12 protein-coding genes are annotated in these 15670 nt (G+C 72.2%); 3 read left to right on the top strand and 9 right to left on the bottom strand.

The window, feature by feature from the left end; translation table 11 throughout:
• Positions 1 to 167 precede the first annotated feature (167 nt).
• Entirely contained in the window at positions 168 to 1088 is a 921-nt protein-coding gene (locus L3078_RS12840; protein ID WP_239753572.1) for a TIGR01777 family oxidoreductase, read from the bottom strand.
• A gap of 193 nt (positions 1089 to 1281) precedes the next feature.
• On the opposite strand from L3078_RS12840, the gene L3078_RS12835 reads away from it, so the two are divergent.
• Positions 1282 to 1770 carry a GNAT family N-acetyltransferase gene (locus L3078_RS12835; RefSeq protein WP_239753571.1) on the top strand — a complete coding sequence of 163 codons (489 nt, stop codon included), beginning with the start codon at positions 1282 to 1284 and terminating at the stop codon, positions 1768 to 1770.
• Between the two features lie 47 nt (positions 1771 to 1817).
• Here the strand turns inward: L3078_RS12835 and L3078_RS12830 are convergent, their stop codons facing one another.
• A complete protein-coding gene (locus L3078_RS12830) occupies positions 1818 to 3002 on the bottom strand; it encodes a MarP family serine protease (RefSeq protein WP_239753570.1) in 1185 nt (394 codons plus the stop codon).
• Positions 3003 to 3437: 435 nt separating this feature from the next.
• Between L3078_RS12830 and L3078_RS12825 the strand changes: the two genes are divergently transcribed.
• The gene (locus L3078_RS12825) at positions 3438 to 4172 is read left to right on the top strand and encodes a peptidoglycan recognition protein family protein (RefSeq protein ID WP_239760294.1); all 735 of its coding nucleotides are present in this window, start codon (positions 3438 to 3440) and stop codon (positions 4170 to 4172) included.
• A 110-nt stretch (positions 4173 to 4282) separates the two neighbouring features.
• A complete protein-coding gene (locus L3078_RS12820; RefSeq protein ID WP_239753569.1) occupies positions 4283 to 4567 on the top strand; it encodes a hypothetical protein in 285 nt (94 codons plus the stop codon).
• A gap of 65 nt (positions 4568 to 4632) precedes the next feature.
• Here the strand turns inward: L3078_RS12820 and L3078_RS12815 are convergent, their stop codons facing one another.
• The 7 genes from L3078_RS12815 to L3078_RS12785 form a co-directional block, all read right to left on the bottom strand.
• On the bottom strand, positions 4633 to 5151 hold the full coding sequence (locus L3078_RS12815; RefSeq protein ID WP_239760293.1) for a DUF4240 domain-containing protein: 519 nt from the start codon (positions 5149 to 5151) through the stop codon (positions 4633 to 4635).
• 62 nt (positions 5152 to 5213) lie between these two features.
• Entirely contained in the window at positions 5214 to 6236 is a 1023-nt protein-coding gene (locus L3078_RS12810) for a helix-turn-helix transcriptional regulator (protein WP_239753568.1), read from the bottom strand.
• 251 nt (positions 6237 to 6487) lie between these two features.
• Positions 6488 to 9190 (bottom strand): pyruvate dehydrogenase (acetyl-transferring), homodimeric type, encoded by a 2703-nt coding sequence (gene aceE, locus L3078_RS12805; RefSeq protein ID WP_239753567.1) that lies wholly within the window; start codon positions 9188 to 9190, stop codon positions 6488 to 6490.
• A gap of 489 nt (positions 9191 to 9679) precedes the next feature.
• Positions 9680 to 10330 (bottom strand): GntR family transcriptional regulator, encoded by a 651-nt coding sequence (locus tag L3078_RS12800; RefSeq protein ID WP_239753566.1) that lies wholly within the window; start codon positions 10328 to 10330, stop codon positions 9680 to 9682.
• 257 nt (positions 10331 to 10587) lie between these two features.
• A complete protein-coding gene (sucB, locus tag L3078_RS12795) occupies positions 10588 to 12381 on the bottom strand; it encodes a 2-oxoglutarate dehydrogenase, E2 component, dihydrolipoamide succinyltransferase (protein ID WP_239753565.1) in 1794 nt (597 codons plus the stop codon).
• A 61-nt stretch (positions 12382 to 12442) separates the two neighbouring features.
• Entirely contained in the window at positions 12443 to 13831 is a 1389-nt protein-coding gene (lpdA, locus tag L3078_RS12790; RefSeq protein ID WP_239753564.1) for a dihydrolipoyl dehydrogenase, read from the bottom strand.
• 281 nt (positions 13832 to 14112) lie between these two features.
• Positions 14113 to 15651 (bottom strand): leucyl aminopeptidase, encoded by a 1539-nt coding sequence (locus tag L3078_RS12785; RefSeq protein WP_239753563.1) that lies wholly within the window; start codon positions 15649 to 15651, stop codon positions 14113 to 14115.
• Positions 15652 to 15670: the final 19 nt, after the last annotated feature.

Genomic DNA, 15670 nt, shown 5'->3' with positions numbered 1-15670 from the left:
GGCGGGGTGCGTGTGCGCCGGGCGTTCGGGGGGCGCCAGTTCATCGGCGACCGCGGGCCGAAAAGCACGGGGCGCAGCCCCTGCTTTTCAGGGGCGCGGGGAACTGCGCGAGCAACCACGAACCACCCGCACCCGACAACGCCCCGCCCCCACAACGAACCCCCCGGTCAGCCGAGCGCAGCTCGAATCGCTTCGTCGATCTCCGGATGTCTGAACGTGAAGCCCGACTCCAGCAACCGCGAAGGAACCGCCCGCGTGCTCCCCAGCACATCACCGGCGACACCCCCGAGGACCAGCCGCAGCGCGGGTGCCGGCACCGTGAACACCGTGGGCCGGTGCAGCACGCGCCCCATCGCCGCCGTGATCTCCCGGTTGGTGCGCGGCGTCGGCGCCGTCAGGTTGAACGGCCCGGACAGCGACGGCGTGAAGAGCAGATGCCGCAGCGCCGCGACCTCGTCGTGCAGGGAGATGAAGCTCCAGTACTGGCGGCCGTCCCCCATCCGCCCGCCCAACCCCGCCTTGAACAGCGGAAACAGCGGCCCCCAGGCACCCCCGCCCCGGGCCACCACCAGCCCCGTGCGGGCGAACGCCGTACGGATCCCGGCCTCCCGCGCGACCCCGGCCGCCCCCTCCCACTCCACGCACAGCGCGGACAGGAACTCCGACCCCGGCTCCGCCGACTCGTCGACCACGCGGTCACCCGTGTAGCCGTAGAACCCGATCGCGCTGCCGTTGACGAACACGCTCGGCGGAGTGTCGAGGGCGGCGGCGGCCTCGGCGAGGGTCCGGGTGCCGCGCACCCGGCTCTCGCGGATCGCCGCCTTGTACGCGTCGGTCCAGCGGCGGGACGCGACCCCCGCGCCGGCGAGGTTGACGACGGCCGCGCACCCCGCGAGCCCCGCGAGGTCGACCCGTCCCGCGCCCGGGTCCCAGCGCACCTCGCCCCGTGCCCGGGGCTCCCGTCGCACGAGCCGGAGCACCTCGTAGCCGTCCTCGGTGAGGGAGCGGGCCAGCGCCGAACCGATCAGGCCGGACGCACCGGCGATCGCGATACGAGAACCGGGCGGAACGGGCGATTCATCGGTCATGCCCACCATCCTGCCCGGCGACCGGCGCGAACGCGGGCCCGGGGCACGTCGACCGGCGGGAACCGGCCGCCGGCCGAGGGAGCTGCCGCCACAGATGACCAGCGGACCCGGCCGCCCGATCACCGTGCCGCCGCCCGCACCGTGGCCGCCCGTACAGGGACCGCCGTGCAGGGACCGCCGTACAGTGGCCGCCATGCCCGTTCCGCACATACGCCTCGCGACCTCGGACGACGAGGACGCGCTCGGCCGCCTCGACCGCGAGACCTGGTCCACCCTGCACTCCGTCCAGGAGCGGCCCACGCAGCCGCACGAGCCCTTCTTCAACGAGCGGTACGGCCCCCACGACCACCTGGTGGCCGAGCTCGGCGGCAGTGTCGTCGGATACATCCGCCTCGCCCTGCCCTCGAACCTCGCCTGCCACGCCCACGTCCGCCAGATCCAGGGTCTCGCCGTCGCGGACGAGGCACGCGGCTCGGGCGTCGCCCGGGCCCTGCTGCGCGCCGCGCAGGACGAGTGCCGGCGGCGCGGCGCCCGCCGGCTCACCCTGCGGGTCCTCGGCCACAACACCCCGGCCAGGAAGCTCTACGAGTCCGAGGGCTTCGTCGTGGAGGGCGTCCTGCCGGAGGAGTTCCTGATCGACGGGGCCTACGTGGACGACGTGCTGATGGGCCGTCGCCTCTGAGGCGGCTCTGAACGGCCCCGATCAGACGCCCGGCAAGCGATCACCGCTCACGAGGTCACGAGGTCGCCCGTGTCCACCGGCGCCGTCGCGTTCGCGGCGCGCTCCGCGTCGGGGGCGACCTCGTCCACGGTGAGCACGTACCCCGTCTCCGCGTCCGAGGTGGAGCGGGCGAAGACGACCCCGAACACCTTGCCGTCGGTGGTGAGGAGGGGTCCGCCGGAGTTGCCGGGGCGCACGGTGGAGCGGATGGAGTAGATGTCGCGGGTGACCGCGTCGGTGTTGTAGATGTTCCGCCCGGTCGCGTCGATACGGCTGGCGACCGTGGCCGCCTGGAGGTCCAGGCCGCCGTCCTCCGGATAGCCGGCCACCACCGCCGCGTCACCGCGCCCGGCGCTGTCGTCGAAGCTCAGCAGCGGAGCCCGCAGTCCCGGGACGTACAGGACCGCCACGTCCTTGTTCGGATCGAACAGCACCACCTTCGCCTCGTACGCCTTGCCCACACCGCCCACCCGCACGGTCGGCTCGTCGATGCCGGCCACCACGTGGGCGTTGGTCATCACATGCTCGGTGGCGTACGCGAAGCCGCTGCCCTCGCGGCCCTGGGTGCCCGCGACGCCCTCGATCTTCACCGTGCTGCGCTTGGCGGCGGCGGTCGCGGCCGCGGTGACGCTGTCGCCGGACGGCTTGGCGACCTCGGCCGTCGCCTCGTTCTCGAAGGGGTTGAAGACCTGCGGGAAGCCCGCCTCGGTGAGCGCCGAGGTGGCGTTGGAGAACCAGGCCGGGGTGGTCTCCGGCATGGTGTTCTGCACGGCGCCGAGCAGCGCGGAGTTACGGATCGAGTTGGTCACCACCGCCGACGAGGAGGCCCCGAGGACGCTCGCGGCCACCCACGCCACGATCAGCACGGCCACCGTGTTGGCCGCGGCGCCGCCGACGCCGTCGGCCACCCGCAGCGGACTGCGGTCGATCTCCCGGCGCAGCCGCAGCGCCAGCCGGCCCGCCAGCTCGTGCCCGATCACGCCCGGCACCAGGACCGTCAGCACCGCCGTGACCGTCGCCGCCGGGGTGCCCGCCTCCACCAGCTCCATCATCCAGGGCAGCACCCAGACGCCTATCGCCGCGCCGCCCACGAAACCGGCGAGGGACACACATCCCGCGACCAGGCCGCGACGGTAACCGGACGCCGCGTAGGCCAGGATCACCAGCATCAGCAGGATGTCGAGCACGTCCACTCCGACCGCCTTTCTCCAGGGACCCTGTAGTACGCGCGGCACGGGTGCAGTGATCAGCTGTGGCCGCACGGCACCCCGGTGACCCGAGCCGACCGGCCGGTACCGCGTCGTGTCCGCCCCGAAAAGTAAAAACGTCCCGGACCACGGCGTTGGTTCCTTCCGCTTCCCCCGGGTGGCCCACTCCACATCGCGGCCGACGGGCATCCGGGTGACGGTGGGGCCATGCGTGTGTTCCGGATGTCGCGGGGGGCGCGAATACGGCGGCTGCCGCGCGTGTGGCGGCGCCGCGCGCGGACCCCGCGCGCCCCGGACCCGTCCGGACAGCGGCCACGCCGGTCCCACGACCGCACGCGACCCGCCCGGGAGCGGGTGCGCCGGATCCGCGAGCGTACGCGCCTGGCCCGGGCCCGTGTGGACCTGCCCCGGCCCGTCCTCCTGCTGCCGGCCTGTCTGGCCGGACTGGCGGCCGTGCTCGCCCTGGTGCTGGGCGCGATCGGCGGAGACGGTACGGCCGAGCGCGCCGACGGGCCCGCCACCACCCGCCCCGCGCCGCCGCACCAGGCGCCCCGGCCCCCCATCGTGCCCAGGTCGCGCTGGCTGGAGAAGGACGCGCCCAGCCAGCCGCCCGCCCGCTACGACGACGAGGTCGCCGCCGTCTTCATCCACCACACGGACTCCCCGAACGGCTACGACTGCGCCGACGCGCCCCGCATCATCCGCGGCCTCTACACCGGCCAGACCGACGCCAAGCACTGGGACGACATCGGCTACAACTTCCTCGTCGACCGCTGCGGCACCATCTACGAGGGCCGCGCGGGCGGCGTCGACCGCGCCGTCGTCGGCGCCCACACCCAGGGCTTCAACCACCGCACCTCCGGTATCGCGGCCCTCGGCACCTTCACCGCGGGCGTCCCCGTCCCGCGGGCCATGACCGACGCGATCGCCGCGCTGGCCGCCTGGAAGCTGGGGCTCTCCGACATCGACCCCCGGGGCAGCGTCCGGCTCACCTCCAGCAACAGCCTCAGCCGCTACGCCGCCGGCACCACCGTCCTGCTGCCCACCCTCGCGGGCCACAGCGACGGCTACATGACCAGCTGCCCCGGCGCGGCCCTCGCCGAACGCCTGCCCGCGATCCGCGAACGGGCGGCCCGCCTCCAGGGCCGGACCTAGCGGGGCGGCACATCTCATGAGGTTCACAGACAGCGCGCCGTCGGCTCACAGAGTCCTCCCAGATCCGCGCCCTACCTTCGTGGTCGTCACGCCGACCGGAGGTGGGGAAAATGATCAGCAGCCGTACGAAGCGCGCGTCCCGCGACCCGAAGAAGTCCTGGTTCTCGGCGCTGCGGAGCCCGTGGACGGTGGCCTGCGCGACCGCCGTCGTCGTGCTCGGCCCGTCCGCCGTCACCGCGTCCGCGCTGGAGCGCGCCAACTCGGCGCCCCCGCACGGCGCCTCGGCCCCCGAACACCCGGCCCCGGGCAAGGAACGACGCCACCACGGCGGGCCGTACACCACCGAGCCGTACGCCTACCTGCCCCGCACGACGAACCGCCAACTCCGCGGCTGACCCCGACGGCCCCCGGCCGGCCAGGGCCGGAACCGCTGGGCCCGGAACCGCTGGGCCCGGAACCGCTAGGCCCGGAACCGCTCCCAGAGCTTCGGGCAGCGTTCCGCGAGCGCGGACTCGTCCTCGAAGTCGAGCGGGGTGCCCTCGGGTTCGCCGGGCGGGGGCGGGATGCCGAGGTCCGGGGCGACCACACCGGTGAGCTGCTCGTACGCCTCGTCCGCGGCGTATCCCAGCTCCTCGGCGTCCCCGTCGATCTCCTCGTCGAAGTCGTCCAGCAGATCGGCGAGCGCGTCGGGGTCGTGCACCGCGCCCTCGAAGACCTCCCGGCCCTGGCCGATCAGCCAGCACCGGAAGTAGTCGAACGCGTCGTCGCTGGCACCGCCCAGCAGCACCGTGGCGGCGCCCCAGAGGTCCCAGGTGTACGCGCGGTTGTAACGGGACTCGAAGTGCCGGGCGAAGTCCAGCACCGCCTCCGGGTCCAGTCGGCCGAGCCGTTCCACGAGCAGGTCGGCCTGGTCCTCCGGATCGCCCTCGGCGTCCTCGCGGGCCGTGTCCACCAGCTCCCAGAACTCCGTCTCGTCCATCACTGGTCCAGCATCGGGCCTGAGCGGGTGGGACGCACGTTAAGAACGACCCATTTCTTGCCTCATGGGGACTCGTACAGCCGGGCCAGCCGGCGCGCGTCGTCCGCGAAGCGCTCCCGCAGCCCGGCGGGAGCCAGCACCTCGGCCTCCGCTCCCAAGGCGATGAGCTGGGTGTACGCCACGTCCTCCGACTCCACGCGGAGGGCGAGGGTCACCCGGCCGTGCTCGTCGGGGGTGTCGGCCACGGCGCTCAACGCGTCCCGGGCCGACACGGGGTCCACCACGTGCGGCAGCCTCCGCACCCCCTCCGCCGACAGCCGCACGACGACCTCGGCGCGCAGGATCGACCGGGCGAATCGTTCCGCCTGCTCGTCCCAGTAGGCCGGCAGATCGAACTCCTCGTCCCGCGTGAAGCGGTCGTCGCCGGTGTCGACGGTGGTGAAGCGATCGATGCGGTAGGTACGGAAGACCCCCGAACCCGAGCGCGCGCCGGAGCCGGCGCCGGAAGGGGCGTCCGCGTCGGGGACCCGGGCGCACAGGTACCAGACGCCGGCCTTGAGCACGAGACCGTACGGCTCCAGGGCGCGCTCGACCTCGGTGGATCCCTTGCGGTACCGCGCGACGATCCGACGGTCGTCCCAGACCGCGTCCGCCACGGTGGGCAGCAGCTCGGGCGTCTTCGGCTCCTTGAACCAGCTCGGCGCGTCGAGGTGGAACCGCTGGGAGGCCGTACGGGAGGCGTCGCGAAGGGAGGGGAGGAGGGCGGCCGAGACCTTCAGCCGGGCGGCGGAGGCCGCGTCCTCCAACCCCATCTCCCGCAGCGCGCCCGGCACACCGCTGAGGAACAACGCCTCGGCCTCGGTGCGGGCGAGCCCCGTCAGCCGCGTCCGGTACCCGCCGATCAGCCGGTACCCCCCGGCCCGGCCCCGGTCCGCGTAGACCGGCACGCCCGCCTCCGACAGCGCCTGGGCGTCCCTCGTCACGGTCCGCTCCGACACCTCCAGCTCCCGCGCGAGTTCGGCGGCGGTCATGGAGGGCCGGGACTGAAGCAACAACACCATCTTGATCAGCCGGGCAGCACGCATGGGGCCATGATGCCGGGCCGGGATTACAAAAGGGGGTGCGTTGTCGGGTGCGTTCTTCGAGTGCGTTTCTTCGGGTGCGGGTCCGGTGGGGCTTCTCGCGCAGTTCCCCGCGCCCCTGAAGGAGCCTTCGGCCCTTCATGAAAAGCACGGGGCGCAGCCCCTGCTTTTCAGGGGCGCGGGGAACTGCGCGAGAAGCCCCCACGGACCCGCACCCGCCGACGAAACCCGCGCCCCCGAGCTATGAGGCGCCCCTACAGCCCGTACCGCTCCCGGGCCTCCTTGACGGCCGTCGCCTTGACCTCGCCCCGACGCGCGAGCTGCGCCAGCACCGCCACCACGATCGACTGCGCGTCGACCCCGAAGTGACGCCGCGCGGCCTCACGGGTGTCGGAGAGCCCGAACCCGTCCGCCCCGAGCGACGAGTAGTCCTGCTCCACCCACTGCGCGATCTGGTCGGGAACCTGCCGCATGTAGTCGGAGACGGCCAGCACCGGCCCCTCCGCCCCCTGCAGCGCCTGCCGCACGAACGGCACCCGCTCCTCCCCGCGCAGCAGCGCCGCGTCCGCCTCCAGCGCGTCCCGCCGCAGCTCGCTCCAGGACGTCGCGGACCAGACGTCGGCCGCCACCCCCCACTCCTCCGCGAGGAGTTTCTGCGCCTCCAGGGCCCAGTGGATCGCCGTACCGGAGCCGAGCAGCTGCACGCGCGGCGCGTTCGCGACCGGGGACAGCCCCGCCGTCTCGGCCGTGTTGAAGCGGTACAGCCCCTTGACGATGCCCTCGTCCACGCCCGCCACGGCCGGCTTCGCGGGCTGCGGCAGCGGCTCGTTGTAGACGGTCAGGTAGTAGAAGACGTTCGGGTCCTCGTCCGGCGCGGCCTCGCCGTACATCCGCCGCAGACCGTCCTTGACGATCGTCGCGACCTCGTACGCGAACGCCGGGTCGTACGTCAGCGCCGCCGGGTTCGTCGCCGCGATCACCGGGGAGTGGCCGTCGGCGTGCTGGAGGCCCTCGCCCGTCAGGGTCGTACGGCCGGCCGTCGCGCCGACGAGGAAGCCGCGGCCGAGCTGGTCGCCGAGCTGCCACATCTGGTCGGCGGTCCGCTGCCAGCCGAACATCGAGTAGAAGATGTAGAACGGGATCATCGCCTCGCCGTGCGTCGCGTACGACGTCGAGGCGGCGATGAAGTCGGCCATGGAACCGGCCTCGGTGATCCCCTCGTTGAGGATCTGCCCGTCCTTGGCCTCCTTGTAGTACATCAGCTGGTCACGGTCGACCGGCTCGTACGTCTGGCCCTTGGGGGAGTAGATCCCGAGCGACGGGAAGAGCGACTCCATACCGAAGGTGCGCGCCTCGTCGGGGACGATCGGCACCCAGCGGCGGCCGGTCTGCTTGTCGCGGACCAGGTCCTTGACCAGGCGGACGAAGGCCATGGTCGTCGCCACGTTCTGCGAGCCGGAGCCCTTGTCGAAAGAGGCGAAGGTCTTGTCGGCGGCGGCCGGCAGCGGAGCCAGCGCGTGCGTACGGCGGGCCGGGGCGGGACCGCCGAGCGCGGCACGGCGCTCCTGGAGGTAGCGGACCTCGGGGGAGTCGGCGCCCGGGTGGCCGTAGGGCACCACCCCGTCGACGAAGTCGCTGTCCTTGATGGGGAGTTCGAGCAGATCACGCATCTGCTTGAACTCGTCCGTCGACAGCTTCTTCATCTGGTGGTTGGCGTTCTTCGACGCGAAGCCCTCACCGAGGGTGAAGCCCTTGACGGTCTGGGCCAGGATGACGGTCGGCGCGCCCTTGAACTCGACGGCGGCCTTGTAGGCGGCGTACACCTTGCGCGCCTCGTGACCGCCGCGCGAGAGGTGGAAGCACTCCAGGATCTTGTCGTCGCTCAGCAGCTTCGCCATCTCGACGAGCGCCGGGTCCTTGCCGAAGAAGTCCTGGCGGATGTAGGCGGCGTCGCGGGTCTGGTACGTCTGCACCTGCGCGTCGGGCACCTCGCGCAGCCGGCGCAGGAGCGCACCGGTGGTGTCCAGCTGGAACAGCTCGTCCCAGGCGGAACCCCAGAGCGTCTTGACGACGTTCCAGCCGGCGCCCCGGAACTGGGCCTCCAGCTCCTGCACGATCTTGAAGTTGGCGCGGACCGGGCCGTCGAGGCGCTGCAGGTTGCAGTTGATGACGAAGGTCAGGTTGTCCAGACCCTCGCGGCTCGCCAGCGCGAGTGCGGCCGTCGACTCCGGCTCGTCCATCTCGCCGTCGCCGAGGAACGCCCAGACGTGGGAGTTCGAGACGTCCTTGATGCCGCGGCTGGTGAGATAGCGGTTGAAGCGCGCCTGGTAGATGGCGGAGAGGGGGCCGAGGCCCATGCTCACCGTCGGGAACTCCCACAGCCAGGGCAGACGGCGCGGGTGCGGGTACGACGGGAGGCCGTCGCCGCCCGACTCGCGGCGGAAGTTGTCCAGGTGGGACTCGTTCAGCCGGCCGTCGAGGAAGGCGCGGGCGTAGATGCCGGGGGAGGCGTGGCCCTGGATGTAGAGCTGGTCGCCCGAGCCGTCGGCCTCCTTGCCCTTGAAGAAGTGGTTGAAGCCCGTCTCGTAGAGCCAGGCGGCGGAGGCGAAGGTGGCGATGTGGCCGCCGACGCCGTACTTGGAGCCACGGCTGACCATCGCGGCCGCGTTCCAGCGGTTCCACGCGGTGATACGGCGCTCCATCGCCTCGTCACCGGGGATGCCCGGCTCGGCGGCGGTGGGGATGGTGTTGACGTAGTCCGTCTCGAGCAGCTTGGGCAGCGCGATGCCGTTGCCCTCCGCACGCTCCAGGGTGCGGCGCATCAGGTACGCCGCGCGGTGCGGCCCGGCCGCCTTGGTGACGGCGTCCAGCGAGGCCTGCCATTCGGCGGTCTCCTCCGGGTCGCGGTCGGGGAGCTGGTCGAGCGCGCTCGGCTGGATGGCGTTGGGGTCGGTCATTGCGCCGCCTTCCTCAGTCGAAGGGGGTTCCCTCATCGGTAAGGGTTCGGGGGTTGCCCTTGGTCTTTGGCAGGACAGGGCGAGGGCTTCGGTGGAAGCCCGTCGGCGACTGTAACCCGCTGATCGATGATCGATCAAAGGGTTGCGGGCAAAATATCTTGATCACGAGAAAGTCGGCACGGGGTGCCTCCGGCGGAGACACCGGGTGCCTTGGTGGTCCCGGGTTTCTGCAGGTGGGGCGGCGTTTGAGCGGGGGTTCGCTCAACAGCTCGGGGGTTCGGGCGCGTTGGCGGGTGCGGGTGAGTGGGGGTTGCTCGCGCAGTTCCCCGCGCCCCTAAAAGACAAAGACCAGGCCCTGCGGGCCTGAAAGACGACGGGGCCGCAGGGTGAAAAGCACGGGGCGCAGCCCCTGCTTTTCAGGGGCGCGGGGAACTGCGCGAACGGCCCCCACGCACCCGCAGTCGCCGACGCACCCGCACCCCCGAGTCGCTAGGCGCCCTGAACCGGCTCGTCGTCCGTGTGCGGCGCGCAGCCCAACACATGCGCCTTCACCAGGTCCGCGATCCGAGGGTCACGCCGACGGAACGCCGCCACCAACTCCTCGTGCTCCTCGGCGTAGGACTGCTGAACCGTCCCCAGCCACCGGATCGACAGCGCCGTGAACACCTCGATCCCCAGCCCCTCCCACGTGTGCAGCAGCACCGAGTTCCCGGCGGCCCGCACCAGCTCGCGGTGGAAGGCCACCGTGTGCCGCACCTGGGACGTCCCGTCCGCGTTCCGGTCCGCCTCGTACAGCGCGGCCACATGCGGCTCCAGCGCCGAGCAGTCCTCCGCCAACCGCTCCGCCGCCAGCTCCGCCGCGATCGCCTCCAGACCCGCCCGGACCGGGTAGCTCTCCTCCAGATCGGCCGCCGTCAGATTCCGCACCCGTACGCCCTTGTTCGGCGCGGATTCGATCAACCGCAGCGACTCCAGCTCGCGCAGCGCCTCCCGCACGGGCGTCTGGCTGACCTCCAGCTCCGTCGCGATCCGCCGCTCCACGATCCGCTCGCCCGGCTTCCACCGTCCGCTCACGATCCCCTCCACGATGTGCTCGCGGATCTGTTCGCGCAGCGAGTGGACGACGGGCGCGGTGGTCATGCGGGCTCCTTCGGCGGGGGACAGAGCCCCAAGGGCGTTGACCTCTAGACAATAAAGCCGTGGCCGTCCGGTGGAGAGGCGCACGGGGGTGCTTTCGCGCAGGTGAGACGAGACTTACACGCTCCCACGGAGGGCCGGTTTGTAAAGACCCGTACCGGCCAGGCTCCGCGGTCTCCACGCGGACCCGGCGCGAACACAGCGGTGCCCCGCCCGGAGAACTCCGGACGGGGCACCGCCGTCGTGCGGGTGTCCAGGGGCTACAGCCCGAGCTCGACCTCGAACTCGCCCGCCTCCAGGATCGCCTTGACGGCCGTCAGGTAACGGGCCGCGTCGGCGCCGTCCACCAGACGGTGGTCGTAGGAGAGGGTCAGGTACGTCATGTCGCGGACGCCGATGACCGTGCCCTCCTCGGTCTCGATGACCGCCGGGCGCTTGACCGTGGCACCGATGCCGAGGATCGCGACCTGGCCCGGCGGCACGATGATCGTGTCGAAGAGCGCGCCGCGCGAACCGGTGTTGGAGATCGTGAAGGTCGCGCCGGACAGCTCGTCGGGCGTGATCTTGTTGGCGCGGACCTTGCCGGCCAGCTCCGCCGTGGCCTTCGCGATACCGGCGATGTTGAGGTCACCGGCGTGCTTGATGACCGGGGTCATCAGGCCCTTCTCCGAGTCCACCGCGATACCGATGTTCTCGGTGTCGAAGTAGGTGATCGTGCCTTCGCCCTCGTTGATCTTGGCGTTGATCGGCGCGTGCGCCTTCAGCGCCTGGGCCGCGGCCTTGACGAAGAACGGCATCGGGGAGAGCTTGACGCCCTCGCGCGCGGCGAAGGAGTCCTTGGCCCGGGCACGCAGCTTCATCAGACGCGTGACGTCGACCTCGACGACCGACGACAGCTGCGCCTGCTCGTGCAGCGCCTTGACCATGTTGTCGCCGATGACCTTGCGGATGCGCGGCATCTTGACGGTCTGGCCACGGAGGGGGGAGGCCTCCAGGCTCGGCGCCTTCTTGGCGGCGGCAGCCGGGGCGGCGGCGGCCGGGGCCGGCGCGGCGGCGGCGGCCTTCGCGGCCTCGGCGGCCGCGACGACGTCCTGCTTGCGGATACGACCGCCGACGCCGGTGCCCTTGACGGAGCCCAGGTCGACACCGTTCTCGGCGGCGAGCTTGCGCACCAGCGGGGTGACGTAGGCGCCCTCGTCGGTGGCCTTGGTGGCGGCGGACGCGGCCGGGGCGGCGGCCGGAGCCGGGGCGGCCGGAGCGGGCGCGGGAGCCGGGGCGGCCGGAGCAGCGGCGGCGGGCGCCGGAGCAGGCGCGGCGGGGGCGGCCGGCGCGGGGGCCGGAGCCGCAGCCGGGGCCGGGGCAGCGGCGGCGGGCGCCGGAGCCGGAGCGGCCGGAGCTGCCGCCGGGGCCGGGGCGGCCGCCGGAGCGGCACCCGGGGCGCCGATGACGGCCAGCTTGGCGCCGACCTCGGCCGTCTCGTCCTCGGCGACCGTGATCTCCAGCAGCACACCGGAGGTGGGCGCGGGGATCTCGGTGTCGACCTTGTCCGTGGAGACCTCGAGCAGCGGCTCGTCGGCCTCGACGGAGTCGCCGACCTCCTTCAGCCAGCGGGTGACGGTGCCCTCGGTGACGGACTCGCCGAGCGCCGGGAGGACCACGTCGGTGCCCTCGGCGGAGCCGCCGCCGGTGGCCGCCTCGGCGGTCGGGGCCGGCGCGGGGGTCTCCTGCTCGGTGGAGGGCGCGGCAGCGGCGGGCTCGGGGGCCGGGGCCGGAGCCTCCTCTGCGGCGGGGGCCGGGGCGGCGGCGGGCGCGCCCGTGCCGTCGTCGATCAGCGCCAGCTCGGCGCCGACCTCGACGGTCTCGTCCTCGGCGACCTTGATGGACGCCAGGATGCCCGCGGCGGGGGAGGGGATCTCGGTGTCGACCTTGTCGGTCGAGACCTCGAGCAGCGGCTCGTCGGCCTCTACGCGCTCACCCTCGGCCTTCAGCCAGCGGGTGACAGTGCCCTCGGTGACGCTCTCGCCGAGCGCCGGAAGGGTTACGGAAACCGCCATGGTTTCTGTTGCTCCTTAACGATTGCGGAAGTCTGGATCGTCGCTTCGTCGACCGAGGGGGTCAGTCGTGCGAGTGCAGCGGCTTGCCCGCGAGGGCCAGGTGGGCCTCGCCGAGCGCCTCGTTCTGCGTCGGGTGGGCGTGGATCAGCTGGGCGACCTCGGCGGGGAGGGCTTCCCAGTTGTAGATCAGCTGGGCCTCGCCCACCTGCTCGCCCATGCGGTCGCCGACCATGTGGACGCCGACCACGGCACCGTCCTTGACCTGGACGAGCTTGATCTCGCCCGAGGTGTTCAGGATCTTGCTCTTGCCGTTGCCCGCGAGGTTGTACTTCAGAGCGACGACCTTGTCCGCGCCGTAGATCTCCTTGGCCTTGGCCTCGGTGATGCCCACGGAGGCGACCTCGGGGTGGCAGTACGTCACCCGCGGGACACCGTCGTAGTCGATCGGAACGGTCTTCAGGCCGGCCAGACGCTCCGCCACCAGGATGCCCTCGGCGAAGCCGACGTGCGCGAGCTGGAGCGTCGGGACCAGGTCACCGACGGCGGAGATGGTCGGGACGTTCGTGCGCATGTACTCGTCGACCAGGACGTAGCCGCGGTCCATCGCGACGCCCTGCTCCTCGTAGCCGAGACCGGCGGAGACGGGGCCGCGGCCCACCGCGACGAGCAGGACCTCGGCCTCGAACTCCTTGCCGTCGGCGAGGGTGACCTTGACACCGTCCTGGGTGTACTCGGCCTTCGAGAAGAAGGTGCCCAGGTTGAACTTGATGCCGCGCTTGCGGAAGGCGCGCTCGAGAAGCTTGGAGGAGTTCTCGTCCTCGACGGGGACCAGGTGCTTCAGGCCCTCGATGACGGTGACGTCGGAGCCGAAGGACTTCCACGCGGAGGCGAACTCGACGCCGATGACGCCGCCGCCCAGGATGATCGCGGACTTGGGCACGCGGTCCAGGACGAGGGCGTGGTCCGAGGAGATGATGCGGTTGCCGTCGATCTCCAGGCCCGGCAGCGACTTCGGCACGGAGCCGGTCGCCAGCAGGACGTGGCGGCCCTGGACACGCTGGCCGTTCACATCGACGGAGGTCGGGGAGGACAGACGGCCCTCACCCTCGATGTAGGTGACCTTGCGGGAGGCGACGAGACCCTGCAGACCCTTGTAGAGGCCGGAGATCACGCCGTCCTTGTACTTGTGCACCCCGGCGATGTCGATGCCCTCGAAGGTGGCCTTCACACCGAACTGCTCGCTCTCGCGGGCCTGGTCGGCGATCTCGCCCGCGTGGAGCAGGGCCTTCGTGGGAATGCATCCCCGGTGCAGGCAGGTGCCGCCGACCTTGTCCTTCTCGATCAGGGCGACGTCCAGGCCCAGCTGAGCCCCGCGCAGGGCCGCGGCGTAACCACCGCTACCACCGCCGAGGATCACTAGGTCGAAAACGGTGCTGGCGTCGTTCGCCACGTCACGTCCTCCATGCATGTGCGCCGTACGCCGGTCGTCCGAGACCCGCGCGGCGGCTGGTGTCCGGCCGCTCTTCTTCGGCCCTGTGGTGGGGGCCCTGTCCTGCCGAGCCCCATCTTCGCACTTGTCGCGGGCGAACGAGACGCCGGGCCGGGGTGTGAGACACCACACGCTCAGATGTGACGAGGCCGGGCCCTGAAGGGGCGCGGGGAACTGCGCGAGCAGCCTCGGACGGCCCGCAGCCGCCCGCGCCCCTCAGGTGCCGAGCTCTCGGGCGATCGTCACACCAGGTCGCCGGAGGCGGCCCGCTCGGCCAGCCGCACCAGCGTCCGCACCGCCGTCCCCGTCCCACCCTTCGGCGTGTACCCGAAGGGCCCGCCCTCGTTGAACGCCGGCCCCGCGATGTCCAGGTGCGCCCAGGTGATCCCCTCGCCCACGAACTCCTTCAGGAACAGCCCGGCGACCAGGCCACCGCCGTACCGCTCGCCCATGTTCGCGATGTCGGCGGTCGGCGAGTCCATCCCCTTGCGCAGGTGGTCCGGCAGCGGCATCGGCCACGCCGGCTCGCCCGACTCCTCCGCCGCCTCGTGCACCGCGGAGCGGAACGCGTCGTCGTTGGCCATGATCCCGAACGTCCGGTTGCCCAGCGCCAGCATCATCGCCCCGGTCAGCGTCGCCACGTCGACGATCGCGTCCGGCTTGTCCTCGGAGGCCTTGGCGAGCGCGTCGGCCAGCACCAGGCGGCCCTCGGCGTCGGTGTTGAGGACCTCCACCGTCTTGCCGCTGTACATGCGCAGCACGTCACCCGGGCGGGTGGCGGAGCCGGACGGCATGTTCTCGGCGAGGGCGAGCCAGCCCGTGACGTTGACCTCCAGCTTGAGCCGGGCGGCGGCGACGACCGCGGCGAACACGGCGGCCGCGCCGCTCATGTCGCACTTCATCGTCTCGTTGTGCCCGGCGGGCTTGAGGGAGATACCGCCCGAGTCGTAGGTGATGCCCTTGCCGACGAACGCCAGGTGCTTCTTCGCCTTGGAGCTGGTGTACGACAGCTGCACCAGCCGGGGCGTGGCCGCCGAGCCCGCGCCGACGCCGAGGATGCCGCCGTAGCCGCCCTTGGCGAGCGCCTTCTCGTCGAGGACGGTCACCTTGATGCCGTGCTCCTTGGCCGCGGTCTGCGCGACGGCGGCGAAGGCCTCCGGGTCGAGGTCGTTCGGCGGGGTGTTGATGAGGTCGCGGGCGCGGTTCAGCTCCTCGGTCACCGCGATCGCGCGCTCGACGGCCGCCTTGTGGGCCTTGTCGCGGGGCTTCGCGCCGAGCAGGACGACCTCGGCGAGCGGCGCCTTGCCGTTCTTCGCCTTGCTGTCCTTGCCCTGCTCCTTGTAGGCGTCGAAGGAGTACGCGCCGAGCAGCGCGCCCTCGGCGACGGCGGCCACGGCGGCCGCGTCGACGACGGGCAGCGTGAACGCGGCCTTCTTCGTGCCGGTCAGGGCACGGGCCGCGGCACCGGTCGCGCGGCGCAGCGTCTCCGCGGTGAACGTGCCGTCCTTCTCGGGCACCGAGCCCAGGCCCACCGCCACCACGAGCGGCGCCTTGAAGCCGGCCGGCGCGGGCAGCTTCGTCACCTCGCCCTCGGCGCCCGCGGCGCCGAGGGTCTCCAGGAGGCCGGCCAGCTTGCCGTCGTACGCCTGGTCCACGGCCTCGGCACCCGGCGCTACGACCAGGTCCCCGGACCGGGATGCAGGGCCCTTCGCGACACCGACCACGATCGCGTCGGCCCGAAGGCCCGACACGGCGGCGGTGCTGAGAGTGAGAGCAGTCACGGTGGTGAAATCTCGCTTC

Origin of the sequence: Streptomyces deccanensis (assembly GCF_022385335.1) — a bacterium.
In the GTDB taxonomy this organism is placed as follows: domain Bacteria; phylum Actinomycetota; class Actinomycetes; order Streptomycetales; family Streptomycetaceae; genus Streptomyces; species Streptomyces deccanensis.
This window is presented reverse-complemented; position numbering and strand designations above follow the sequence as displayed.

Bases quoted from the DNA above. Each gene is read 5' to 3' on its own strand.
- L3078_RS12840 (WP_239753572.1), bottom strand. From the start codon at position 1,088: ATGACCGATGAATCGCCCGTTCCGCCCGGTTCTCGTATCGCGATCGCC.
- L3078_RS12835 (WP_239753571.1), top strand. From the start codon at position 1,282: ATGCCCGTTCCGCACATACGCCTCGCGACCTCGGACGACGAGGACGCG.
- L3078_RS12820 (WP_239753569.1), top strand. From the start codon at position 4,283: ATGATCAGCAGCCGTACGAAGCGCGCGTCCCGCGACCCGAAGAAGTCC.
- L3078_RS12815 (WP_239760293.1), bottom strand. From the start codon at position 5,151: ATGGACGAGACGGAGTTCTGGGAGCTGGTGGACACGGCCCGCGAGGAC.
- L3078_RS12810 (WP_239753568.1), bottom strand. From the start codon at position 6,236: ATGCGTGCTGCCCGGCTGATCAAGATGGTGTTGTTGCTTCAGTCCCGG.
- aceE (WP_239753567.1), bottom strand. From the start codon at position 9,190: ATGACCGACCCCAACGCCATCCAGCCGAGCGCGCTCGACCAGCTCCCC.
- L3078_RS12800 (WP_239753566.1), bottom strand. From the start codon at position 10,330: ATGACCACCGCGCCCGTCGTCCACTCGCTGCGCGAACAGATCCGCGAG.
- sucB (WP_239753565.1), bottom strand. From the start codon at position 12,381: ATGGCGGTTTCCGTAACCCTTCCGGCGCTCGGCGAGAGCGTCACCGAG.